Here is a 23,429-nt window from a genome sequence, read left to right as displayed (position 1 = left end):
CTCCCGGCCGTGCGACGAGCGGCGGCCCTGGTGGTGACGGCCGTGCTCCTGGCGGGGTGCGGTGGCGACGACGACGCGGAGGTGACGGTCACCGAGCCGTCCACGGCGGCCACGAGCGCCCCGCCGCAGGCCTCGACCGAGGCGTTCGCGTCCGGGGTGTGCGGGGCCATCACCACGTTCTCCGGCCAGGCCAGAGCGCTGAACGAGGCCCTGGAGGTGAGCGACGACCCCGGCGAGACCGTCGACGCGCTGGTCGAGACGTACGGCCGCATGGCGACGGTGGTCGACGGGCTGGTCGGGCAGGTCCGCACGACACCGGCGCCGGCCGTCGAGGGCGGCGAGGAGATCAAGGCGGCCGTGGTGGCCGCCTACGAGGACATGGCCGGCGTGGTGCACGGGATCGTGGACGACCTCGAGGCCGTGCCCGAGGGCGACGAGGCGGCGGCGGCCGACGCCGTCGAGGAGGTCGGCACGACCTTCGGCGAGGCCCTCGACCGGATCACCGCCGCCGTCGGCGAGGTGGCCACCGACCACCCGGAGGCCACCGAGGAGCTGGACGAGGCGTTCGCCACCGAGCACGAGTGCGTGGGCCTCACGACCGAGTGACCGGCCGGGCGGCGGGCGCGGCGGCCCCCCGGGTACGGTCCGGCCCATGCCGTCGTTCCGCACCGGGGTCGTCGACGCCGTCCTGTCGGAGCGGGCCGGCCTCCAGCGGGTGACCGTCGACGGCGAGCGGGCCTACGTGCTGACCGAGCTGACCGGGCCGGTGGCCGAGGGCGACCGGGTCGTCGTCAACACCACGGCCGTCGACCTCGGGCTCGGCACCGGCGGCTGGCACGTCGTCCACTGGAACCTGGCGCGGGACGGCTGGTCGGCGGAGGGGCCGGGCCACGTCATGAAGCTCCGCTACACGAGCCTCCAGGCCGACACCGGCTGCGCCGAGGAGCTGGAGGGCGGGGTGCTGGCCGAGGCCGACGACCTGGAGGGCATGCCGGTCGTCGCCTGCGGCCTCCACAGCCAGGTGCCGTGCGTGGCCGCCGCCTTCCGGGCCGCCGCCCCCGGCGCCCGCCTGGCCTACGTGATGACCGACGGCGCCGCCCTGCCCGCCGCCCTGTCCGACCTCGTCGCCGGCCTGCGGTCGTCGGGCCTGGTGGCGACGACGGTGACCGCCGGGCAGGCCTTCGGCGGCGACCTGGAGGCCGTGGGCGTGCCGTCGGCCCTGCTGGTCGCCCGCCTGGTGGCCGGGGCCGACGCCGTCGTCGTCGGCATGGGCCCCGGCGTGGTCGGCACCGCCACCCGCCTCGGGTTCAGCGCCATGGAGGTCGGCCCGGTGCTCGACGCCGCCGCCCTCCTCGGCGGCCGGCCGGTGGCCTGCCTGCGGGTCTCGATGGCCGACCCCCGGCTGCGCCACCAGGGCGTCAGCCACCACACGAGGACGGCGCTGCGGCTCGGGACGGTCAACCGGTGCACGGTCGCCGTCCCCCGGGGCCGGTACGAGGAGCGGATCAGGGGCGACCTCGACGCCGACGGCACGGCCCTGCGCCACCGACTGCTCGGCGTCGACGTCCCCGACGTGCCCGCCCTGCTCGCCGAGGCCGGCCTGCGGGTGACCTCCATGGGCCGGGGGCCGGACGAGGACCCCGCGTTCTACGCGGCGGCCGGCGCCGCCGGCGTGGTCGCCGCCCTGCTGCTCCGCGGTGGGGAAGGGGCCCGCCCGTAGGATCGGCGCGGTGTCGAAGCTGGAGCGGCTGCTCAACCTGACCGCCGCGCTGCTCGAGACCCCCCGCCTGCTGACCGCCGAGGAGATCCGCCGCCGGGTCCCGGGCTACCCGGAGGGCACGACCGCCTTCCGCCGGGCCTTCGAGCGGGACAAGGAGGACCTGCGGGAGATGGGCGTCCCCCTCCTCGTCGAGGAGCGGCCGGGCACCGATCCGCCCATCGAGGGCTACCGCATCCCGAAGGACGAGTACTACCTGCGCGACCCCGGCCTCGCCCCCGACGAGCTGGCCGCCCTGCACCTCGCCGCCTCGGCCGTCCGCCTCGACGGGCTGGAGGGCATCGAGGCGCTCTGGAAGCTCGGCGGGGTGGTGGGCGACGACGGCCCGGCCCGCCCGGCCGTCGCCTCCCTGCCGACCTCGCCCGCCCTGCCGGCCCTGTTCGCCGCCGTCGCCGAGCGCCGGCCGGCCCGGTTCCGCTACCACGGCGAGGAGCGGGAGGTCGACCCCTACCGCCTCGACTTCGCCAGGGGCCGCTGGTACGTGTCCGGCTACGACCACCTGCGGGAGGACGAGCGCCAGTTCCGCCTCGACCGCATCGACGGCCCCGTCGAGCTCGGCGAGCCCGGGAGCTACGAGCGGCCGTCGACGGCGGTCCCCGGCGCCCGGGTGCAGCCCTGGCAGCTGGGGGAGGGCGAGCCCGTCGTGGCCCGCCTGCTGGTCGACGCCGACCAGGCGCCGTGGGCCACCCACCACGTCGGCGCCGACGCCGTCGTGGCCCGCCACGGGGACGGCTCGGTGGAGCTCGCCGTCCCGGTCAGCAACCGGCCGGCGTTCCGGTCGTTCGTCCTCACGTTCCTCGACCACGCCGAGGTGCTCGGCCCGCCCGAGCTGCGCGACGAGGTCGTCGCCTGGCTGGAGGCCATGTGCCCCGGCTGAGCGCCAACGGCCGCCTCCAGCGCCTGCTCTCGCTGGTGCCGTGGGTGGCCGCCCACGACGGGCCGACCGTCGACGAGGTGTGCCGCCGCTTCGGCCTGACGAGGGAGCAGCTGCTCGCCGACCTCGACGTCGTCTTCCTGTGCGGCCTGTACCCGTACACCCCCGACGAGCTTGTGGAGGTGGTGGTCGAGGAGGACCGGGTGTGGATCCGCTACGCGGAGTTCTTCGCCCGTCCCCTGCGCCTCACCCCCGAGCAGGCCCTCGCCCTCGTCGCCGCCGGGGCCAGCCTGCTCGCCGCGCCCGGCGCCGACCCGGAGGGGCCGCTGGCCCGGGGCCTCGCCAAGCTGGCCGCCGTGCTCGGCGTGGCCCCCGACGAGGCGCTGGAGGTGTCGCTCGGGACGGCCGCCGAGGAGACCCTCGAGCTCCTCCAGGAGGCGGTGCGGGCGAGCCGCCAGGTCGAGCTCGACTACTACGCGTTCGGCCGGGACGAGCGGGCCAGGCGAGTGGTCGACCCGTACCGGGTCTACGCCGACCAGGGCCAGTGGTACGTCGCCGGCTGGGACCACCTTCGCGACGGCGAGCGCGTGTTCCGGGTCGACCGCATCTCGTCGGCCACCCTGCTCGCGTCGACCTTCGACCCGCCGGCCGACCAGCCCGACCTCGGCGCCTACCGGCCCCGGCCGGAGGACCCGAGGGTCGTGCTCGACCTCGCGCCCGGCGCCCGCTGGGTGGTCGAGCAGTACCCGCTCGAGCGCTTCGAGGAGCGGGAGGGCGGCGGCTGCCGGGTGACCCTGGCGGTCAGTGCCGTGCCCTGGCTGGAGCGGCTGCTGCTGCGGCTCGGGCCCGACGCCACCGTCGTCGACTGGGACGGCGGAGGGCCCCGCGACCTCGCCGGGGACGCCGCCTGCCGGGTCCTCGCCCGCTACCGCGGCGGTGACGCCTGACCAGGCGGGGCCGGGGGTAGCGTCCGCCCGTGGACCTCACCGAGGGGGACGGGCGCGCCGGCGCGGCCGGCGTCACCGGCACCGAGCCGGTCGAGGACGAGGACGAGGCGACCGGGGAGGAGCGCCGGACGGGCCCGTCCACCCTGCGCTCGGCCGTCGAGTGGGGCGTGGTCGTGGTCGGCGCCCTCCTCGTCGCCTTCGTGGTCAAGACGTTCCTGTTCCAGGCGTTCTACATCCCGTCGGAGTCGATGGAGCCGACCCTCGACGTCGGCGACCGGGTCCTCGTCAACAAGCTGAGCTACGACGCCCACGACGTGAACCGGGGCGACCTCGTCGTGTTCGAGCGCCCGGCCAGCGACCCGGCCTTCGGCCCCTCGGCCACCGAGGACCTCATCAAGCGGGTCGTCGGTCTGCCGGGGGAGACGATCGAGGCCCGCGACGGGGTCGTCTACATCGACGGCCGGCGCCTGGTCGAGCCGTACCTGACCGACGGGGTGCCCACCGACAACCTCCCGGCCCAGGAGGTGCCCGAGGGCCACGTGTTCGTCATGGGCGACAACCGCACCAACTCCGAGGACAGCCGCGTCTTCGGGGCCATCGACCAGTCGCTGATCGTCGGCCGCGCCTTCGTGCGCGTCTGGCCCCTCGACGACCTGAGCCTGCTCTAGCTACGCGTAGCCGACGGCGGCCATGGCGTCGACCATTCGGTCGACGTGGTCGGAGTACACGCCGTCGATCCCCATGTCGAGCAGCTCGTGGAGGATGCGCTCGTGCTGGGCGTCCCAGCCGAGGGCCAGGCGGCCGAACCGGTGGAACAGGGTGGTGAGCCCGCCCGTCCAGTCCGTGTGGTGGAGGTTGACGGCGTCGATGCCGAGCTCGGCCAGCCGGGCCGCCCGCTTCTCGGGCCCCTCCTTGATGCGGCGCAGCCGGGTCGAGTCGACCAGGCGGAACCCGTCGCCCAGCATGCGGAAGCCGACGAGCACGTCCAGGTCGGGATGGCACAGCCACAGCCGCTCGACGGCGCTCCCGCCCGCCGCCCCGGCCACGGCGACGACGGCGCGGGCGGCCGCCGGCTCCTTCACGTCGAGGGACAGCTCGAAGTCCGTGCCGCACTCGGCGTAGAGGTCGCCGAGGGACGGCACGTGGGCCGGCAGGGCGGCGCGGTCGACGTCGGCGATCTGGCGCTTGCGCCGCCCGGTCCGCACCACCCCGTCGTGGTCGAGGACGGCCACCCCGTCGGCGGTCAGCCACACGTCGCTCTCGAGGCCGCTGGCCCCGAGCCGGAGGCCCAGCCGGAACGCCTCGAGGGTGTTCTCGGGGGCGTGCGCCCTGGCCCCCCGATGCGCGAACGTGACCGGAGGGCGGAGGAGCGATGGCAGACGGGGGGGCATCCCTGCCATCCTTGCGCCCGGGAGGGGTAGGCCGCGCGACCCATTCGCCTCAAGGGGTCGTACGGCACTGCCGATGGCTTGGCCGAGCAAGGCTGGAGAGGGAGGCCGGTGCCGTGGCGACGATTCGGGCGAGCTGCGCGGACTGCGGAGACGTCGAGCTGACGACGAGAGATGTGCACGTGCGCGTGTGCGAGGCGGACAACTCCGGCTCGTACTCGTTCCGGTGCCCGCGCTGCCACATGGCGGTCGTGAAGCCGGCCGAGCCGAGGATCGTCGACCTGCTCGTCGCCTCGGGCGTGCCGATGTCGATGTGGAAGCTGCCGGCCGAGCTGGCCGAGCCGCGGTCGGGCGCGCCGATCACCCACGACGACCTGCTGGACTTCCACGAGCTGCTGCACCGCGACGACCGCTGGTTCGCCCAGGTGTCGTCCATGGTCCGCTGACCGCCGCGCCCTAGGCTCTGCGGGCGTGGACCCCCTGTGGGCCGTGCCCGTCGTGCTGCTCGTCCTCGGCGCCGCGCCGATCGCCTACCTGCTGCGGGAGGTCGCCGGCGAGGTGCGGGCCCTGCGGGTGGAGCTGTCGAGGACGGCCGGCGTGCGCCAGGCGGTGGCCGCCCTGCGGGCCGACCTCGAGCGCCGGCCGGCGGCCCCCGGGGCCGACGAGGGCCATCGGTAGACTGCCGCCATGTTCAACATCGGCGGCGGCGAGCTGCTGGTGATCCTCCTCGTGGCCCTGATCGTCCTCGGCCCGAACCGGCTCCCCTCCGCCGCCCGCCAGGTCGGCCAGTTCATGGGCGAGCTGCGGCGCCTGTCGAGCGGCTTCCAGCAGGAGCTGCGCGACGCGCTGGAGGAGCCGCTCGACACCACCGAGCCGGACCCCGGCTGGCAGCACCGCCGCCGGGCGCCGTCGCGCCAGGCCCAGCTCCGCCCGGCCGCCGGCGTCGACCACCAGGCCCGCCCGCCCGTGGACGCCACCGCCACCACCACCGCCGCGGTGCCGACCGCCGAGCCCGCTGTCGCCGAGCCCGAGGCCGACCCGACGGCCAGCTCCGGCCCGGTCGGGGCGGCGCCCGACGCCCCGGAGGCGCCCGAGCCCGAGGAGGCGGCCGACCCGACCGCCGCCACCGGCCCCGTCGTCGCCGCCCCCGAGGCGCCCGACGCCCAGGGCGGCGAGCGGGCCGTCGGCTAGGGCCGGCCGGTGGCCGTCGCGCCCTCCGACCCCACCGACGAGGACCTCCCCGACCCCCTCGAATCGGGGCGGATGACCCTCGTCGAGCACCTGGCCGAGCTGCGGTCGCGGCTGGTCAAGTCCGTCGTCGCCGTCGTCCTCGGCGGCGTGGTGGCCTTCGTCTTCTACCCGGCGATCTTCGACGTGCTGGTCGACCCGTACTGCGCGGTGTCCGCCGACGGCGAGTGCCGACTGCTCCAGACCGACCCGCTCGAGGGCTTCGCCGTCCGCATGAAGATCGCCGGCTACGGCGGCCTCGCCCTCGCCATGCCGGTGATCCTCTGGCAGCTCTGGCGGTTCGTGACCCCCGGCCTGTACCCGAAGGAGAAGCGGTACGCCATCCCGTTCGTGGCGTCGGCCGTCGCCCTCTTCGCGCTGGGCGCCGGCCTCGCCTACTGGACCCTGCCGAAGGCCCTCGGCTTCCTCGCCTCGATCGGCGGCGAGGAGCTCGAGCAGTTCTACACGCCGGGCAAGTACCTCTCGCTGATCACCTACATGATGCTGGCCTTCGGGATCGGCTTCGAGTTCCCGATCCTGCTGATCTTCCTCCAGATGGCCGGCATCATCGAGAGCCGGACCCTGCGGTCCTGGCGCCGCTACGCCATCGTCGGGATCGTCGTGCTCGTCGCCGTCATCACCCCGAGCGGCGACCCCTACAGCCTCGCCATCCTGTCGGTCCCGATGTACCTGTTCTACGAGGGGTCGATCCTCGTGGGGTGGCTGATCGCCCGCCGGCGGCCCGATGGCTGACCCGGCGCTGCTCGCCCACTACGACTTCGACCTCGACGACTTCCAGCTCCGGGCCATCGACGCGCTCGACGCCGGCCGCTCGGTCCTCGTCGCCGCGCCGACCGGGTCGGGCAAGACCGTCGTCGCCGAGTACGCCGTCGCCAGGGCGCTGCACGAGGGCGGCAAGGCGTTCTACACGACGCCCATCAAGGCGCTGTCGAACCAGAAGTACGGCGACCTCGTCCGCCGGCACGGCCCCGACCGGGTCGGCCTGCTCACCGGCGACAACGCCATCAACGGCGACGCCCCCGTCGTCGTGATGACCACCGAGGTCCTCCGCAACATGATCTACGCGGGGTCGCCGGCCCTCGACGGCCTGCGCTTCGTGGTGCTCGACGAGGTGCACTACCTGCAGGACGCCTACCGGGGGCCGGTGTGGGAGGAGGTCATCATCCACGCCCCGCCCGAGGTGCGGCTGGTGTGCCTGTCGGCGACCGTGTCGAACGCCGAGGAGCTGGCCGACTGGATCACCACCGTGCGGGGCCCGACGACGACGGTGATCGAGGAGCGCCGGCCGGTCGAGCTGCGGAACCTGTACCTGGTCGGCGACCGGGCGGCGACCGAGCCCCACCTGCTGCCCACCCTGGTCGACGGCCGCCCCAACCCGGAGGCCGACCGGCTCGACGCCGAGTCCCTGCGCCGCCCGGCGCCGCCGCGGGGCCGGCGCCGCCACCGCCTCTACACGCCCCGCCGGCTCGAGGTCGTCGACCGGCTGGCCGCCGAGGAGATGCTCCCGGCCATCTACTTCATCTTCAGCCGGGCGGCCTGCGACGACGCCGTCGCCGCCTGCCTCGACGGCGGGTTGCGGCTGACGTCGTCGCCCGAGCGGGAGCGCATCCGGACCATCGTCGAGGACCGCACGGCGGCGCTGTCCGACGACGACCTGCACGTCCTCGGCTACCAGCGCTGGGTGGCCGGCCTCGAGGCCGGCATCGCCGCCCACCACGCCGGGATGGTGCCGCCGTTCAAGGAGGCGGTCGAGGCCTGCTTCGCCGAGGGGCTCGTCAAGGTCGTGTTCGCCACCGAGACCCTCGCCCTCGGCATCAACATGCCGGCCCGCTCGGTGGTCATCGAGAAGCTGAGCAAGTTCCAGGGCGAGCGCCACGAGTTCCTCACCCCCGGCGAGTACACCCAGCTGACCGGGCGGGCCGGGCGGCGGGGCATCGACCGGGTGGGCTACGCGGTCGTGCTGTGGTCGCCGTTCGTGCCCTTCGACCAGGTGGCCGGCCTGGCGTCGAGCCGGACGTTCGCGCTCACCTCCGCCTTCCGGCCGACCTACAACATGGCGGCCAACCTCGTCGCCCGCTACGCCGCCGACACGGCCCACCACCTGCTGAACCTGTCGTTCGCGCAGTACCAGGCGGACCGGGCCGTGGTCCGCATGGAGGCGCGGCTCGAACAGCGCGAGGCCGCGCTGCGGCGGGCGAGGGAGGCCGCGACCTGCGACCGGGGCGACGTCGCCGAGTACCGCCGGCTGGTGGCCGAGGTCCACGCCCGCCGGCGGGCCGCCCGGCCGTCCAGGGGCGCCATCGACGCCGCCGTCGAGCGGCTGCGCCCGGGCGACGTCATCCCGCTCCACCACCGGCGCTCGGCCGGCCGGGGGGCGGTCCTGTCGGTGTCGTGGCGCCGGGGCGGGGCGGCCAGGGTCAGGGTCGTCAGCCCGCACCGCCGGGTCATCAACCTCGACGTCGGCGAGTTCACCGAGCCGCCCATCCCCATCGGCCACGTCGAGCTCCCGACCCCCTACGCGCCGAACAACCACGCCTTCCAGCAGGAGGTGGCGGCCGCCCTCCGGCGGGCCAAGCTCGGCCCGCCCCGGGGGTCGCGCCGCGACGACCTCGACGGCGACGGGGCCGGCGACCCGGTGGCCGAGGCGGAGGCGGCGGCGGCCGCCCACCCGGTGGCGGGCTGCCCGGACGCCGAGGAGCACGTGCGGGCGGCGGCGACGGCCGAGCGGCTGGGCAGGGAGATCGACGACATCGAGGAGCGGGTGCGGGGGAGGACCGAGTCGCTGGCCCGCCGCTTCGACCGGGTGTTGCGCCTCCTCGAGGCCTGGGGCTACCTCGACGGGTGGGCGCTCACCGGGCGGGGCCGGCGCCTCGCCCGCATCTACCACGAGTGCGACCTGCTGGTGGCCGAGGCGCTCGAGACCGGGCTGCTCGACGGCCTCGACCCGGCGGCCATGGCGGCCATGGTCTCGTGCTTCACCTACGAGCACCGCAGCCCGACCCCGCCGCCGCCGCCCTGGTTCCCGTCGCCGAGGGTGCGGTCGCGCTTCGAGGCGCTGGAGGAGATCGCCGCCGAGCTGAACACCGACGAGGACGAGGCCGGGCTGACCCTCACGAGGGCGCCCGACCCGACGTTCGCGGCGCTGGCCCACGCCTGGGCGGCCGGCGAGGCCCTCGACGAGGTGCTGGAGGACGAGGACCTCTCCGGCGGCGACTTCGTCCGCAACGTGAAGCAGCTCGTGGACCTCCTGCGCCAGGTCGGCGACGTGGCCGGCGACGAGGCCACCGGCCGGTCGGCCCGCCGGGCGGCCGAGGCCCTCCACCGGGGCGTCGTCGCGGCCTCGTCGACGGTGGCCGACGCCGTCGACGACGACGCGCCCCGCGAGGTCCCGGCCGGCCGCCCCGTCGACCAGCCGTGAGCCCCGCCCGGCCGGGCCCGACGGGCCGGCCCGCCGGCGCCGGCCCGGTCGCCGGGCGAGCGGCGGCGGCGGGCGCCGGGGAGCGCTGAGCGGGGCGTGCCCGTCGAGAAGGGCCGGCCGTGGGGCGAGCCGGGCGACCTGCCGGCCGGCGGCGTGCTCGTCCGCTCCGACGCCGAGGCGGCCGACGCGGTGACCCGGGCCCGGCGGGCAGGGGAGGAGGTGCCGGCGCTCGGCCTGCTCGGCGGCGACCTGTGCCGGACGGTCGGCGGGCGGGGCGACGAGGCCCGGCTGGCGCCCGGCGGCGGGAGCGTCCGCCTGCCGTGCGACCTCGGCGCCGCCCTCCTCGACGGCCGGCTGCACTGGTTCGTCGCCCACCTGGTGGCCCGCCGGTCGTGGTGGCGGGGCCGGCTGTTCGCGGCGATGAACGCCCAGTGGCTCGGCCGCTGGGACGTGGCCCCCCGGGCCCACCCGGGCGACGGGCTGCTCGACGTGCTCGACGTCCCCGCCCTCGGCCCCGGCGACCGGTGGAAGGCGTGGCGGCGGCTGCCGTCCGGCACCCACGTGCCCCACCCGGGCATCCGCCAGCAGCGGGCCGCCGCCGTCCAGGCCACGTTCGACCCGCCCCTGCCGGTGTGGCTCGACGGCCGCCCCGTCGGCGCCGTCCGCCACGTCTCGGTGCGGCTGGAGCCGGACGCGCTGCTCGTCGTCGTCTGAGCGGCGGGCCCGCCGCTACGGTCGGGCCGATGCGCGCCTGGATCCTCGACGAGTCGCCCGGCAGCTACCGCTGGGGCGAGATCGACACCCCGGAGCCCGGGCGGGACGAGGTGCGGGTGCGGCCGGTGGCGTCGGCCCTCAACCACATGGACGTCTGGCTGACGAAGGGCCTGCCCAAGCCGGACCTGCCCCACGTGCCCGGCTGCGACGTGGCCGGGGTGGTCGACGCCGTCGGCGAGGGGGTGGTCGGGGTGGCGGAGGGCGACGAGGTCGTCGTCAACCCGTCGGTCTCGTGCCGGCGCTGCCACTGGTGCCTGGCCGGCGAGTCGCCCTACTGCGACGAGTTCGCCATCCTCGGCGAGGAGGGCTGGGGCGGGCACGCCGAGGGGGTCGTCGTCCCGGCCGCCAACGTGGTCCCCCGGCCGGCGGGGCGGTCGTGGGAGGAGTGCGCGGCCTACCCGCTCGCCACGCTGACCGCCTGGCGGATGCTGCGCCGGGCCCGGCTGGCGGCCGGCGAGACCGTCCTCGTCGTCGGCATCGGCGGCGGCGTGGCCATGGCCGCCCTCGCCCTGGCCAAGTGGTCGGGGGCGACGGTCGTCGTCACGTCCAGGGACGCCGGCAAGCGGGAGCGGGCCCTGGCCCTCGGCGCCGACGCCGCCGTCGACTCGTCCGCCGACCGGTGGGACGTGAAGGCCGACGTGGTCGTCGAGAGCGTGGGCGCGGCCACCTGGGCCCAGTCGGTGCGCAGCCTGGAGAAGGGCGGCCGGCTGGTGCTCTGCGGCGGCACGTCGGGCACCAAGGTCGAGCTGAACCTGCCCCGCCTCTGGTTCTCCCAGCACGAGGTGATCGGGTCGACGATGGGCTCCTACGGCGAGTTCGACGAGGTGACCCGCCTGGTCGCCGCCGGGCTGCCCGTCCAGGTCGACGTCGTCGAGCCGATCGACGCCTACCCGGCCGCCCTCGACCGTCTGGCCAGGGGCGAGCAGATGGGGAAGATCGTCCTGCGCCACGACTGACGTGCCGGCCCGGGGTGTGACCCCCGCCTCGTAGGCTCACGGTGTGCAACTGGACGAGCTGAAGCAGCGGCTGTGCGACGAGGTGGACCGCCGGGCCGAGGCGCTCGTGGACGCCTCCCACCAGATCCACGCCCGGCCGGAGCTCTGCTACGAGGAGCACTTCGCCGCCGACCTGCTGGCGTCGCTCCTCGACGCCGACGGGCTGGAGCCCAACCTCGGCGCCTACGACCTGGAGACGGCGTTCGCGGCCAGGGCCGGGAGCGGCGACGGGCCGACCATCGCCGTGCTCTGCGAGTACGACGCCCTCCCCGGCATCGGCCACGCCTGCGGACACAACATCATCGGCACCGCCGGCCTGGGCGCCGGGCTCGCCGCCGCGGCGCTGGCCGACGAGGTCGGCGGCCGGGTCGTGATCCTCGGCACGCCGGCCGAGGAGGGCGGCGGCGGCAAGGTGTTCATGGCCGACCGGGGCGCGCTCGACGGGGTCGACGCCGCGCTGATGGTCCACCCGGCCAACCGGGACCTCACGGCGATGAACGCCATCGCCATCCAGCAGCTGTGGGTCGACTACCACGGCAAGGCCGCCCACGCCGCCGCCTTCCCGTTCAAGGGCCGCAACGCCCTCGACGCCGCCGTCCTCGGCTACGTCAACGTCGCCGCCCTGCGCCAGCACATCCGGCCCGACGAGCGGGTCCACGGGATCTTCACCAAGGCCGGGGAGAAGCCGAACATCGTCCCCGAGCACGCCGCCGCCCAATGGTACGTGCGCTCGCCCAAGGTGGCCAGCCTGGAGGAGCTGAAGGCCAGGGTGCACGCCTGCCTGGAGGCGGGCGCGGCCGCCGCCGGCTGCACGATGTCGGCGGAGTGGAAGGACCCGATGTACTTCGACATGATCGACAACGGCCCGATGGTGGCCGCCTGGGTGGACAACGCCCGCCGGGTCGGCCGGGAGCCGGTCGACCCGAGCGTGGGCCGGCCCGGCGTCGTCGGCAGCACGGACATGGGCAACGTGAGCCACCGGGTGCCGTCGATCCACCCGATGATCCAGGTGTCGCCGCCCGACATCCCCATCCACTCGCCCGAGTTCACCGCGTTCGCCGGGTCGCCCGACGGCGACCTCGCCGTGCTCGACGGGGCCAAGATGCTGGCCATGACCATCGCCGACCTGTGGCTCCGGCCCGACGTGCTCGACGCCGCCAAGGCGGAGTTCGCGGCGGCGGAGAAGTCGTGACCCGCACGGCCGGGGTCCGCGATCTGCCGCGGGGGCGACCGTAGAGTCGCCCGCCGTGACCCTGTACGTCGCCGAGGAGTTCACCGACGACGAGGAGGACGTCCTCCGCCGCTACTTCACGAACCTCGACGGCCCGGTGTTCGCCCTGGTGAACCTGCCCGAGGTGGTGAAGGGGGCGCTGTTCGCCCGCTACTCCCGGTCGCCGAAGAGCCTGCGCCGGCTCTTCCTCGACGAGTTCGTGGGGGACCTCGACGTCACCGGCGACGCCGGCATCGACGCCACCGTGGGGCTGCGGCGGGCCGAGGAGCTCTACGACCGGGTCTTCTTCGCCTACGGGGACGACTCGGTGGCCCAGCTCGGCGGGGTCCACCTCGCCTGCGAGCAGGCCTCGAACCTGCTCACCAAGGTGCTCGAGTGGGGCCGGCTGATGTCCTACCTGGAGCAGTCGACCAGGTACATCGCCTACGACACGAGGCTCGGCGGGCGCTACCGCTTCTACCGGGACCCGGAGGTCTGCTCGTCGCCGCTCGGCACCCGCTACGTGGGCGACATGGACCGGCTGTTCGACGCCTACGCCGGCCTCGTCCCGGCCCTCCAGGACTGGTTCAGGGTCTGCACGCCGAAGCAGGCCGGCGACTCCGACCTCGTCTACCGCCAGGCGGTGCGGGCCAAGGCGCTGGACGCGGCCCGCGGGGTGCTGCCGGCGGCCTCGCTGTCCAACGTCGGGATCTACGGCACGGGGCAGGGCTACGAGCAGCTCCTGCTGCGCATGCGGGCCCACCCGCTGCCCGAGGCCAGGGCCTACGCCGACCTGATGCTCACCGAGCTGCGCAAGGTCATCCCGTCGTTCCTCAAGCGGGTCGACCTGGCCGACCGGGGCGGGGCCTGGTCGGCCTACCTGGCCTCGACCAGGGAGGCGATGGCGGGCCTGGCCGCCGAGCTGTTCGCCGGGGAGGAGCCGGCGCCGTCGCCCGAGGTCCGCCTGGTCGACCACGACCCCGAGGCCGAGACCAAGCTCGTGACGGCGATGCTCTACCCGTACACGACCCTGCCCGAGGACCAGGTCGAGAAGCGGGTGCGGGGGATGGGCGCCGACGAGCGCTTGGCCGTCGTGCGGGCCTACGTGGGGGAGCGGGCCAACCGGCGCCACAAGCCGGGCCGGGCGCTCGAGCGGGTGGCCTACCGCTTCGACGTCCTCGCCGACTACGGCGCCTTCCGGGACCTCCAGCGCCACCGCATGCTGACCATCGAGTGGCAGGCGCTCAGCCCCCGGCACGGCTACGACCGTCCCGCCGCCGTGGACGCCGCCGGGCTGGACGGGCCCTTCGACGAGGCCATGGACCGCTCGGCCGCCCTGTACGAGGCGCTGGCCGAGCGCTTCCCCGAGCAGGCCGCCTACGTCGTGTGCCTGGCCTACCGGGTGCGGTTCAGCATCCAGCTCAACGCCCGCGAGGCCATGCACCTGATCGAGCTGCGCACCACCACCCAGGGCCACCCCGCCTACCGCCGCATCGGCCAGGAGATGCACCGCCTCATCGAGGAGGAGGCCGGCCACCCGGCGGTGGCGGAGATGATGCGCTTCGCCGACCACTCGCCCGAGCCCGACCTCGAGCGCCTCGAGTCCGAGCGCCGGGCCGAGCGCCGCCGCCCGACCCTCGACTAGAGGTCGAGGTTCGACCTCCACGGGAGGTCGAGGCCGGTCGAGGTTGACAGCGGAGGGCGGCGTTCCGTACCGTTCCGGCCACGGCGGGTGGAGCCCGGGGGCCGTGGAGGTCCCGAGCCGTGCCCTGTCGTGCACCCGTCCACCGCCTGGTCGCGATCGCCGCCGCGCTGGTCGCCCTCGTCGCCGCGCCCGCGGCGGCCGACGTCGTCGTCCGGCCGGGGGAGACCCTCTCGTCGGTCGCCGCCGCCCACGGGGTGGCCCTCGCCGACCTGGCCGCCGCCAACGGCATCGCCGACCCGGACCACGTGGTCGCCGGCACGGTCCTGCGCCTCCCCGCCCGCCCCTACCGGGTGGCCGCCGGCGACACGCTGTCCTCGGTCGCCGCCGCCCACGGGGTGGCGCTCGCCGACCTGGTCGCCGCCAATGGGCTGGCCGACCCCAACCTGGTCCCGGTGGGCACGGTGCTGACGATCCCGGCCGGCGGGGGAGCGGCGCCGGCGGCAGCGCCGGCCGTCGCGGCGACCACCCCGGGGGCGGCCGCCGCCTACACCGTGCAGCCCGGCGACACGCTCTCGGGCATCGCCGGGCGCTTCGGCGTGTCGGTGGCCGCCGTGGCCGCCGAGAACGGAATCGCCGACGCCGGCCTCGTCGTCGCCGGCCGCACCCTGCGCATCCCCGAGCCCCCCTCGATCGCCGAGCGGATCGCCGCCGACCCGGCCCGGGCCGCCCTCGACCCCGAGTTCGACCGGTGGGCGGCGGCCTACGGCGTCCCCGCCGACCTCCTCCAGGCGATGACCTGGCTCGAGTCGGGCTGGCAGGCCGGGCTGCGCTCGTCGGCGGGCGCCATCGGCGTCGGCCAGCTGCTCCCCGAGACCGTCGCCTTCGTCGAGGGGCTGATCGGCGAGGACCTCGACCCCTGGGACGCGGCCGACAACGTGCGCCTCTCCGCCCGCTACCTGCGCTGGCTGCTCGACCAGACCGGCGGCGACGTGGCGACGTCGGTGGCCGCCTACTACCAGGGGCTGGCCTCGGTCCGCACGGTCGGGCCGTACGCCGGGACCGCCGACTACGTCGAGCTGGTGCTGTCCCTTCGCGCCCGATTCTGAACACGACGGCTGACCAGCGCAGACGCGAGAAAGCCCTGGTCAGGGCGTCGCGCGGCCGCTTGACAGGCCGGGCGTCCGCCGTCAACATCTGGGCACCCTCTCGAGGGTGGGAACGGGTGCGAGGGGCCCGGGTCGCCAAGTAGAGAACGCTTCGGTGTGCCCGTGCCGGGTCCCCGGCGCCGGTGCACCGGTGACGGTGCCAACGGCGGGTCGGGCCCCTCCCCAAACAACCCTCGCCGGATCGCGCTGCTCTCGTCGGGACCGAGAAGGGTCCGAGGCCCCCGACGGCGAAGGAAGGCGCCGGGCACGAGCCGCCCACGTCGCCGACCGTCGCCGAACCCGGGAAGGGGGCCCACCCTGGACGCGATCATCTCCCTGCGGGGCGTCACCAAGTCCTTCGGCTCCCACACGGTGCTGAAGGACATCACCTTCGACATCCCGAAGGGCAAGATCAGCGCCATCATGGGCCCGTCGGGGACGGGCAAGTCGGTGCTGCTGAAGAACATCATCGGCCTGCTCCGCCCGGACGCCGGCGAGATCTGGGTGGACGGCGAGGAGACCGTCCGCATGCGGGACCGGGACCTCTACCGGGTCCGGCGCAAGTTCGGCGTGCTGTTCCAGGACGGCGCCCTGTTCGGCTCGATGAGCCTCTACGACAACATCGCCTTCCCCCTCCGCGAGCACACGACGAAGTCCGAGCGCGAGATCCGCCGCATCGTCCACGAGAAGGCCGAGCTGGTGGGCCTGCTCGACCACCTGAAGAAGGCGCCGGGCGAGGTGTCGGGCGGCATGAAGAAGCGGGCCGGGCTGGCCCGGGCGCTCGCCATGGACCCCGAGATCGTCCTGTTCGACGAGCCCGACTCCGGCCTCGACCCCGTCCGCGTCTCCTACCTCGACGAGCTGGTGAAGAAGACCCAGGAGGAGACCGGGGCGACGTTCTTCATCATCACCCACAACATCCCGTCGGTCATGCGGACCGCCGACTACGTCGGGGTCCTCTACCGGTCGGGGCTCGTCCGCTTCGCGGCCAGGGACGAGATGGTGGCCTCGGACGACCCGATCATCCGCCAGTTCCTCGCCGGCCGGGCCAAGGGCCCGATCGGGATCGACGAGCTCGCCGAGGAGGAGAGCGAGATCGAGCGGGAGCTGGTGGCCCGGGAGGAGGCCCGCCTGGCCCGCGACCGGGCCCAGGGCCAGCGCGAGCCCGAGGTCATGACCGTCTGATGGCCGGCCCGACCGTCACTGCCGCCCGCCGCCCGGGGAGCGCCCGCTGATGGCCGCCGTCCGCATCCCGCTCGTCGGCAAGGCGACCACCCTGTTCCGGGAGACCGGGAGCATGGCCGCCCTCGGCATGGAGGCCATGCGGCGGGTCTTCTCCCGTCCCTGGCCGGTCGGCGAGTTCGTCGACCAGTGCTGGTTCATCGCCAAGGTGACGACCATCCCCGTCATCCTCATCTCGATCCCGTTCGGGATCGTCATCGTCCTCCAGGTCGGCGCCCTCACCCGCCAGCTCGGGGCCGAGGCCCACACCGGGTCGGCGCTCGTGCTCGCCGTCGTCCGGGAGCAGGCGCCGATCGCCACGGCGCTGCTGATCGCCGGGGCCGGCGGGTCGGCCATGTGCGCCGACCTCGGCGCCCGCCGCATCCGGGACGAGATCTCGGCCATGGAGGTCATGGCCGTCAACCCGGTCCAGCGGCTGGTCCTGCCCCGCATCCTGGCCGCCACCGTCCTCGCCATCCTGCTCGACGCCGTCGTCACGGCCGCCGGCCTCACCGGGGGGTGGTTCTTCGCCACCCAGGTGAACGACGTGACCTCGTCGAGCTTCTTCGCCTCGTTCAACGAGCTCAGCCAGCTGTCCGACCTGTGGCTGGCGCTCACCAAGGCGGCCATCTTCGGGTTCATCGCCGGCGTGGTCGCCTGCTACAAGGGCATGTCGGTCAAGGGCGGCCCGAAGGGCGTGGGCGACGCCGTCAACCAGGCCGTCGTGATCACGTTCATCCTGCTGTTCTTCGTGAACTACGTGCTCACGACCATCTACTTCAACTTCGTCCCCCAGAAGGTGTGACCGTGGCCGTCCCGACCGCCGCCCGCACCGACCACGGACCCGTCACCCGCCTCGCGGCCAGGCCCATCGGCGCCGGCCTCGGGCCGTTCGCCCAGCTGTTCGACCAGTTCCGGTTCTCGGCCCGGATCCTCCGGGGCATGCCGTCGGCCCTGCACTACCGCAAGGAGATCGTCGCCCTCGTCTCCGACATCACCGTCGGCGCCGGGGCCCTCGTCCTCGGCGGCGGCATGTTCTTCGTGATCTTCACGCTCAGCTTCTTCACCGGCACCGAGGTCGGCCTCCAGGGCTTCCAGGCCCTCGAGCAGATCGGCGCCGAGGCGTTCACCGGGATCATCTCCTCGGTCGCCAACACCCGCGAGATCACCCCCCTGATCGCCGGCGTGGCCCTGGCCGCCCAGATCGGCGCCGGGTTCACGGCCCAGATCGGCGCCATGCGGATCAGCGACGAGATCGACGCCCTCGAGGTGATGGGCGTCGACAGCTTCGTCTACCTCGTCACCACCAGGGTGTGGGCCGCGCTGATCACGATGATCCCGCTCTACCTGGCCGCCCTGTTCTCGAGCTACCTGGCCACCGAGCTGATCGTCACGAAGTTCTTCACCCTGTCGCCCGGCGTCTACCAGCACTACTTCCGGCTGTTCCTGCCGCCGGTCGACATCTTCTACTCGTTCGTGAAGGCGCTGGTCTTCGCCGTCGCCGTCACCCTCATCCACTGCTACTACGGCTACTACGCGAGCGGCGGGCCGGCCGGGGTGGGGGAGGCGGCCGGCAAGGCCATCCGGGTGTCGCTGATCGTCGTCGTCCTGTTGAACCTCCTGTTCTCGCTGCTGTTCTACGGCGGCCAGGACACGGCGAGGATCGTGGGCTGAGGGGCGGGGATGACGAAGGCCCACCGCGCCGTCGGCTCCGTCGCCATCCTGTTGCTGGTCCTGTCGGCCTGCGTGGTCGCCGTGCGGGCCGCCTACGGCGAGTTCGCCGACACCTACGAGGTCTCCGCGCTGTTCCCGAGGGCCGGCGAGGCCATGCGGCCGGGCGCTGACGTGAAGGTGCGGGGCGTCAACGTCGGCGAGGTGAGCGGGATCCGCCTGGAGGACCGGCGGGTGCGGATCACGATGGAGATCGACGACGACGTCCGCATCCCCACCGACGTCACCGCCACCGTCAAGCCGAAGACCCTGTTCGGGGAGAAGTTCGTCGACCTCGAGTTCACCGACGGGGCCGGCGGGCCGTTCCTCGCCGACGGCGACGAGATCGCCGAGGCGGGCGCGGCCACCGAGGTGGAGGAGATGGTCGCCGGCCTGACCCCGCTGTTCGAGGGCATCGACGAGACCGAGCTGGCCACCCTGCTGAGCGAGCTCACCGAGGCGGCCGCCGGGCAGGGCGACGACGTGGCCCGCTCCCTCGACAGCGCTGCCGCGGCCACCGACGTGCTGGCCGACACGATCGACCAGCAGCTGGCGGCGCTCGACTCGTGGGCCGCCTTCCAGGAGGCCATCCGCTCGATCGGCCCCGACCTGAACGCCATCAGCGCCAACTCGAACCTGTCCCTGCCCGAGTTCAACGCCCACGAGGCCGACTTCCAGCGGGTGCTCACCACCGTGAAGCCGTTCGCCGACGACCTCGCCGACCTGCTCGCCACCTACCGGCCGGACATCGACACGATGCTCGACCGGGGCGAGAACGTCGTGCGCGTCCTGCTCGCGAGGGAGCGGGAGGTGTCCGAGACCATCTACGGGCTGTCGCGCTACGTGCTCAAGCTGGGGACGGCGTCGAGCGCCGAGACCCTGCCCGACGGCACGAAGTTCGCCTACTTCAAGAACTTCATCCTCTTCGACGACATCGAGCGGGCGCTGTGCGAGGCGCTGGCCCCGCCGGAGGGCGCCCCGCCGGAGCTGGCCGCCCTGCGGGACGCGCTGCTCGGCTCGGGCAGCGTCATGGACTGCGCCGGCTACGCCGAGTCGCCGCCGACCGACGGCCCGGGCACGCCCGAGCTGCCCGGGCTCCCGGACCCGCCGGCCGCCGGCCAGCCGGCCGCCCCCCAGGCCCAGGCGGGGGCGCCGGGCGCCGTGCAGGACCTCGTCGACGACCTGGGCGCCGGCATCGGCGCGGTCGACACGTCGCAGCCGGCGACGGTCGAGGTGCTGGTGGACCGCATCCTCGGGAGCGACCGGTGAAGCGGCTCGTCTCCCGCCTGTTCAAGGGCGCCCGCGGCAAGCGGGGCCGCACGGTCCTGAAGCTCACCCTCTACTCGCTCGCCTGCCTCGCCACCCTGGCCAAGCTCGTGTCGCTGATCGGCAACGTCGACTTCTTCGCCGACCAGACCGGCTACGAGGCCGAGGTCGACGACGTCACCGGCCTGCTCGTGAACGACGAGGTGAAGATCGCCGGCGTGCCGGTCGGCAAGGTCACCGGCATCTCCGTCGAGCGCGGGGTGGCGGTCGTCCGCTTCGAAGTGGACGACGAGGTGGCGCTGCGGGACTCGACCAGGGTCGGGGTCCGCTGGCGGAACATCTTCGGCCAGAAGTACCTCTACCTCTACCCGGGCGACGAGGGCGACGTCCTCCAGCCGGGCGACCGCCTGCCGATCGAGCAGGCCGTGCCGTCGGCCGACGTCGGCGACTTCCTGAACGCCGTCGGCCCGGTCCTCCAGGCCATCGACCCGGCCGACGCCAACGCCTTCGTCGAGGCCGTCATGCAGGCCCTCCAGGGCAACGAGTCCAACGTGAGGGGCCTGATCGACGACGCCGCCGTCGTGTCCCAGACCGTCGGCGGGCTCGACGAGGAGGTCGGGCGGGTCATCGAGAACATGGAGGACGTGCTGTCCGCGCTCGCCGACCGCGACGAGGCGGTGGACGCCACCATCCGCAACCTCTCGTCGCTGTCGGACACCCTGGCCGCCAACAACGACGCGCTGGAGTCGCTGGTCGTCAACTTCGCCGACGTCCAGTCCCAGCTCCAGGAGCTGGTCGAGTCCAACCGGGGCGACCTCGACACGGCCATCGCCAACCTCCAGGAGATCACCGACGTCCTGGCCGAGCACCGCGACGACCTGGAGGCCGGCCTGTCGACCCTGCCGACCGGCCTGATCCCGTACCACCAGATCTCCTCGTACGGCCAGTGGTTCCAGGTGCGGGCCATCGTGGTCTGCCTGGCCAACCAGTCCTCGTGCACCAGGGAGGACGCCACGAGCGGCGCCCTGCCCGGCGCCGACACCGGCAACGCCGGCGGGCCGACCGTGGCCGACGTCGTCGGCTTCGCGCTGGCGGGGGGCAGCGGGTGAAGGCCTTCACCGAGCGCAACCCCGTCGTCATCGGGATCGTGGTCGTCAGCCTGATCGCCGGCGCCACCCTGGCCGCCGTCGCCCTCGACGCCGGCCTGTTCGCCCACCGCTACACGGTCCTCGCCCGCTTCGAGGACACGGCCGGCCTGAAGGCGGGCGACAAGGTGCGGGTGGCGGGCGTGCCGTCCGGCGAGGTCGGCGGCATCCACCAGCAGGACGGCGCGGTCGAGGTCGAGCTCGAGGTCGACGAGGGGGTCGAGCTGTCGGGCGACACCCGGGCGGCGATCGTGGTCGAGACGCTGCTCGGCCAGAAGTACGTGCGCCTCACCACGGGGGACGACTGGGCCCACCCCCTCGCCGACGGCGACGTAATCACCGACACGAGGACGCCGACCGAGGTGCTCGACCTCCAGAACGTCGGCACCCCGCTGCTCGAGGAGAGCGACGGCCAGGCCCTGAACGACCTGATGCGCAGCTTGTCCGACGTCACCGAGGGCAAGCGCGAGCAGGTCCGCCAGATCATCGAGGGGCTCGACCGGCTGACGTCGGCGGTCAACGAGCGGCAGGCGGAGGCCCGCAGCCTCATCGACTCGGCGGCCGTGCTCGGGTCGACCCTCGCCGAGCGGGACGCCGACCTGCTGAACGCCATCGACAACCTGAACGTCGTCGTCGGCTCGCTGGCCGAGCGCCGCACCGAGCTGGTCCGCCTGCTCGACGCGACCGCGGCGGCCGCCGGCGCCACCGCCGACCTCGTGGGCGACAACCGCGAGCGCCTCGACGCCGTGCTCGACGAGCTCCACGCCGACCTGCAGATCGTCGGCCGCCACCAGGTCGACCTGGCCGAGTCGATCGCCTACCTGGGGGTCGCCGTCGAGGGCTTCGCCTCGATCGGCTACTCGGGCCCCGAGGAGACCCCCAACGAGTGGGCCAACATCTTCACCCAGCTCATCGGCCCCCTCGGGCCCGACGCCCTCTTCGGGTCGTGCGGGCTGGTCGACGACGCCCTCGACCTCGCCCTCGGCCCCGACCCCCTGCCGTGCTCGGAGCGCACCGGCCCGCTGCCCGGCGAGGACACGGGCCCCGGCCCGGCCGACCCGGCGGGCGACCCGCCGGCCGGCGCCTCGGGCTCGGCCCCGGCCGCCGCCCCGCCCCGCACCGAGCTCCAGCAGTCCCTCGACGTGCTGATGGCCCCGCTGCTCGGGGGGGAGCGGCCGTGAGGCGCCCGCTCGCCCTCCTCGTCGCCGCCGCGCTGGCCGCCGGCGGGCTGGCCTCGTGCGCCAACAACGGCGGCGACTACCGGGTCAAGGCCGAGTTCACGAGGGCGGTCGGCGTCTACCCCGGGGCGGCGGTGCGGGTGCTCGGCATCGACGTCGGCAGCATCACCGACGTCGAGCCGGTCGAGGACCGGGTGATCGTGACCATGGACGTCGACCAGGACACCACCCTGCCCGCCGACGCCACGGCCACGATCGTCCCGGTCTCCGTCCTCGGCGAGCGCTACGTGCAGCTGGCGCCGGTGTACGACGGCGGCCCGACCCTCGAGCCGGGCTCGACCATCCCCGTCGAGCGCACGTCGGTGCCGGCCGAGATCGACGAGCTGCTCCGCGGGCTCCAGGACTACCTGGGCGCCATCGAGCCGGCCAACGCCAGCGAGCTGGTCACCAACCTGGCCCGCCTGCTCGAGGGCCAGGGCGAGAGCCTCAACCGGCTGATCGAGAACGCCGCCGGCACCTTCGAGCTCCTGGCCGACAAGAGCGACGAGCTGAGCTCGATCGTCGACTCGCTGGCCGACCTCACCGAGACCCTCGGCAGCCGCACCGAGGTGGTGCAGGCCCTCGTCCGCAGCTACGACGTGCTGTCCGGGGCCCTGGCCGAGAACCGGGGCTCGATCGACGCGTTCGTCACCGAGCTCGACCGGGCCGCCGTCGAGCTGGCCGACCTGCTCACCCGCCACCGGGAGCCCCTCCAGGACGACGTCGAGGTCCTCACCACCGTCGGCCGCACCCTGGTCCGCAACCTCGACAGCCTCGACCGGCTGCTCGAGGCCACCCCCCGGCTGTTCGCGGCGGCCGGCCGGGCCTACGACCCGGTCCACAACTGGCTGCCGCTCAACAACCAGACCGAGCCGACCGTCACCAGCCAGCTGTACCTGTTCCGCATCCGGGACCGGCTGGCCGGCATCTGCCGGCGCCTGGCCGCCAACATGGGCGCCGCCGCCCCGGCCGAGCTGCTGCTGTGCGGCGACACCACGTCGGGGTTCTTCGACCGGATCCTCGGCCTGCTCGGCAACGGCCCGCCGCCCCCGCCCGAGCTGCCCGGCCCCGAGGCCGCCCCGCCGGCGGCCGCGCCCCCGGCCTCGCCCGCGCCGACCGTGCCCGGCGCGCCGGCCGTCACCCTGCCGCCCGTCACCGTCCCGCCGGCCGAGGCCCTGCTCCGCGGCCTCGACCTGCTCCGCTCCCTCCTCGGCCCCGACCAGGTGGTCGCCCTCGACGGGCTCGACCCCGAGCTCCTCGACGCCATCGACGAGCTGACCCCCGACCAGCTCCAGGCCCTGGCCCGGCTGACCCCCGAGCAGCTGGCCGCGCTGCGGTCCGTCGACCCCGACCAGCTCGCCGAGGCCGTCGACAACCTGATCGCCGGGACGCTCGACCCGTCGGACCTGCTCGACCAGACCCTCCTCCCCCCGCTGCCAGGAGGCTGAC

The 23,429-nt window shown here is 74.4% G+C and carries 23 protein-coding genes; 22 read left to right on the top strand and 1 reads right to left on the bottom strand.

The window, feature by feature from the left end:
- Positions 1-9 precede the first annotated feature (9 nt).
- The 5 genes from VGB14_03025 to lepB are packed head-to-tail and all read left to right on the top strand — an operon-like array spanning position 10 to position 4,266.
- Positions 10-606: a hypothetical protein gene (locus tag VGB14_03025; protein ID HEX9991879.1), complete on the top strand. Its 597-nt coding sequence runs from the start codon at positions 10-12 to the stop codon at positions 604-606.
- Between the two features lie 46 nt (positions 607-652).
- Positions 653-1,720, top strand: a complete 1,068-nt coding sequence (locus tag VGB14_03020; GenBank protein ID HEX9991878.1) for a DUF3866 family protein — start codon at positions 653-655, stop codon at positions 1,718-1,720.
- A gap of 10 nt (positions 1,721-1,730) precedes the next feature.
- Positions 1,731-2,654 (top strand): WYL domain-containing protein, encoded by a 924-nt coding sequence (locus tag VGB14_03015; GenBank protein ID HEX9991877.1) that lies wholly within the window; start codon positions 1,731-1,733, stop codon positions 2,652-2,654.
- The gene (locus tag VGB14_03010; protein HEX9991876.1) at positions 2,642-3,598 is read left to right on the top strand and encodes a WYL domain-containing protein; all 957 of its coding nucleotides are present in this window, start codon (positions 2,642-2,644) and stop codon (positions 3,596-3,598) included. The genes VGB14_03015 and VGB14_03010 overlap by 13 nt, the downstream gene beginning before the upstream one ends.
- A gap of 29 nt (positions 3,599-3,627) precedes the next feature.
- On the top strand, positions 3,628-4,266 hold the full coding sequence (gene lepB, locus VGB14_03005) for a signal peptidase I (GenBank protein HEX9991875.1): 639 nt from the start codon (positions 3,628-3,630) through the stop codon (positions 4,264-4,266).
- Here lepB and VGB14_03000 read toward each other — a convergent pair whose 3' ends face one another.
- A complete protein-coding gene (locus VGB14_03000) occupies positions 4,267-4,989 on the bottom strand; it encodes a glycerophosphodiester phosphodiesterase (GenBank protein HEX9991874.1) in 723 nt (240 codons plus the stop codon). It abuts the gene before it with no gap.
- Positions 4,990-5,168: 179 nt separating this feature from the next.
- Between VGB14_03000 and VGB14_02995 the strand changes: the two genes are divergently transcribed.
- The 17 genes from VGB14_02995 to VGB14_02915 all read left to right on the top strand — a co-directional run bounded on the left by VGB14_02995 (position 5,169) and on the right by VGB14_02915 (position 23,428).
- Positions 5,169-5,432: a hypothetical protein gene (locus tag VGB14_02995; protein ID HEX9991873.1), complete on the top strand. Its 264-nt coding sequence runs from the start codon at positions 5,169-5,171 to the stop codon at positions 5,430-5,432.
- A 25-nt stretch (positions 5,433-5,457) separates the two neighbouring features.
- Entirely contained in the window at positions 5,458-5,664 is a 207-nt protein-coding gene (locus VGB14_02990; protein HEX9991872.1) for a hypothetical protein, read from the top strand.
- Between the two features lie 9 nt (positions 5,665-5,673).
- Complete coding sequence (gene tatB, locus VGB14_02985; GenBank protein HEX9991871.1) at positions 5,674-6,177, top strand: Sec-independent protein translocase protein TatB; 504 nt, start codon at positions 5,674-5,676, stop codon at positions 6,175-6,177.
- Positions 6,178-6,186: 9 nt separating this feature from the next.
- Positions 6,187-6,966 carry a twin-arginine translocase subunit TatC gene (gene tatC / locus VGB14_02980; protein HEX9991870.1) on the top strand — a complete coding sequence of 260 codons (780 nt, stop codon included), beginning with the start codon at positions 6,187-6,189 and terminating at the stop codon, positions 6,964-6,966.
- Positions 6,959-9,652, top strand: a complete 2,694-nt coding sequence (locus VGB14_02975; protein ID HEX9991869.1) for a DEAD/DEAH box helicase — start codon at positions 6,959-6,961, stop codon at positions 9,650-9,652. The genes tatC and VGB14_02975 overlap by 8 nt, the downstream gene beginning before the upstream one ends.
- A gap of 96 nt (positions 9,653-9,748) precedes the next feature.
- A complete protein-coding gene (locus VGB14_02970) occupies positions 9,749-10,366 on the top strand; it encodes a hypothetical protein (GenBank protein HEX9991868.1) in 618 nt (205 codons plus the stop codon).
- A 29-nt stretch (positions 10,367-10,395) separates the two neighbouring features.
- Complete coding sequence (locus tag VGB14_02965) at positions 10,396-11,382, top strand: zinc-binding dehydrogenase (GenBank protein ID HEX9991867.1); 987 nt, start codon at positions 10,396-10,398, stop codon at positions 11,380-11,382.
- A 43-nt stretch (positions 11,383-11,425) separates the two neighbouring features.
- The gene (locus VGB14_02960) at positions 11,426-12,613 is read left to right on the top strand and encodes a M20 family metallopeptidase (protein ID HEX9991866.1); all 1,188 of its coding nucleotides are present in this window, start codon (positions 11,426-11,428) and stop codon (positions 12,611-12,613) included.
- Between the two features lie 55 nt (positions 12,614-12,668).
- Positions 12,669-14,276 (top strand): FAD-dependent thymidylate synthase, encoded by a 1,608-nt coding sequence (locus tag VGB14_02955; GenBank protein ID HEX9991865.1) that lies wholly within the window; start codon positions 12,669-12,671, stop codon positions 14,274-14,276.
- 119 nt (positions 14,277-14,395) lie between these two features.
- Positions 14,396-15,382: a LysM peptidoglycan-binding domain-containing protein gene (locus VGB14_02950; GenBank protein HEX9991864.1), complete on the top strand. Its 987-nt coding sequence runs from the start codon at positions 14,396-14,398 to the stop codon at positions 15,380-15,382.
- Between the two features lie 411 nt (positions 15,383-15,793).
- Positions 15,794-16,606 carry an ATP-binding cassette domain-containing protein gene (locus VGB14_02945; GenBank protein ID HEX9991863.1) on the top strand — a complete coding sequence of 271 codons (813 nt, stop codon included), beginning with the start codon at positions 15,794-15,796 and terminating at the stop codon, positions 16,604-16,606.
- Positions 16,607-16,655: 49 nt separating this feature from the next.
- Complete coding sequence (locus VGB14_02940) at positions 16,656-17,447, top strand: ABC transporter permease (protein HEX9991862.1); 792 nt, start codon at positions 16,656-16,658, stop codon at positions 17,445-17,447.
- Positions 17,448-17,449: 2 nt separating this feature from the next.
- Positions 17,450-18,316, top strand: a complete 867-nt coding sequence (locus VGB14_02935) for an ABC transporter permease (GenBank protein HEX9991861.1) — start codon at positions 17,450-17,452, stop codon at positions 18,314-18,316.
- A gap of 9 nt (positions 18,317-18,325) precedes the next feature.
- The gene (locus VGB14_02930; GenBank protein ID HEX9991860.1) at positions 18,326-19,621 is read left to right on the top strand and encodes an MlaD family protein; all 1,296 of its coding nucleotides are present in this window, start codon (positions 18,326-18,328) and stop codon (positions 19,619-19,621) included.
- Positions 19,618-20,727 carry an MCE family protein gene (locus tag VGB14_02925; protein HEX9991859.1) on the top strand — a complete coding sequence of 370 codons (1,110 nt, stop codon included), beginning with the start codon at positions 19,618-19,620 and terminating at the stop codon, positions 20,725-20,727. Before VGB14_02930 ends, VGB14_02925 begins: the two co-directional genes overlap by 4 nt.
- A complete protein-coding gene (locus VGB14_02920) occupies positions 20,724-21,944 on the top strand; it encodes an MlaD family protein (GenBank protein ID HEX9991858.1) in 1,221 nt (406 codons plus the stop codon). The genes VGB14_02925 and VGB14_02920 overlap by 4 nt, the downstream gene beginning before the upstream one ends.
- The gene (locus VGB14_02915) at positions 21,941-23,428 is read left to right on the top strand and encodes an MlaD family protein (protein HEX9991857.1); all 1,488 of its coding nucleotides are present in this window, start codon (positions 21,941-21,943) and stop codon (positions 23,426-23,428) included. The genes VGB14_02920 and VGB14_02915 overlap by 4 nt, the downstream gene beginning before the upstream one ends.
- Position 23,429: the final 1 nt, after the last annotated feature.

This window comes from Acidimicrobiales bacterium, assembly GCA_036399815.1.
Lineage (GTDB): Bacteria > Actinomycetota > Acidimicrobiia > Acidimicrobiales > DASWMK01 > DASWMK01.
This window is presented reverse-complemented; position numbering and strand designations above follow the sequence as displayed.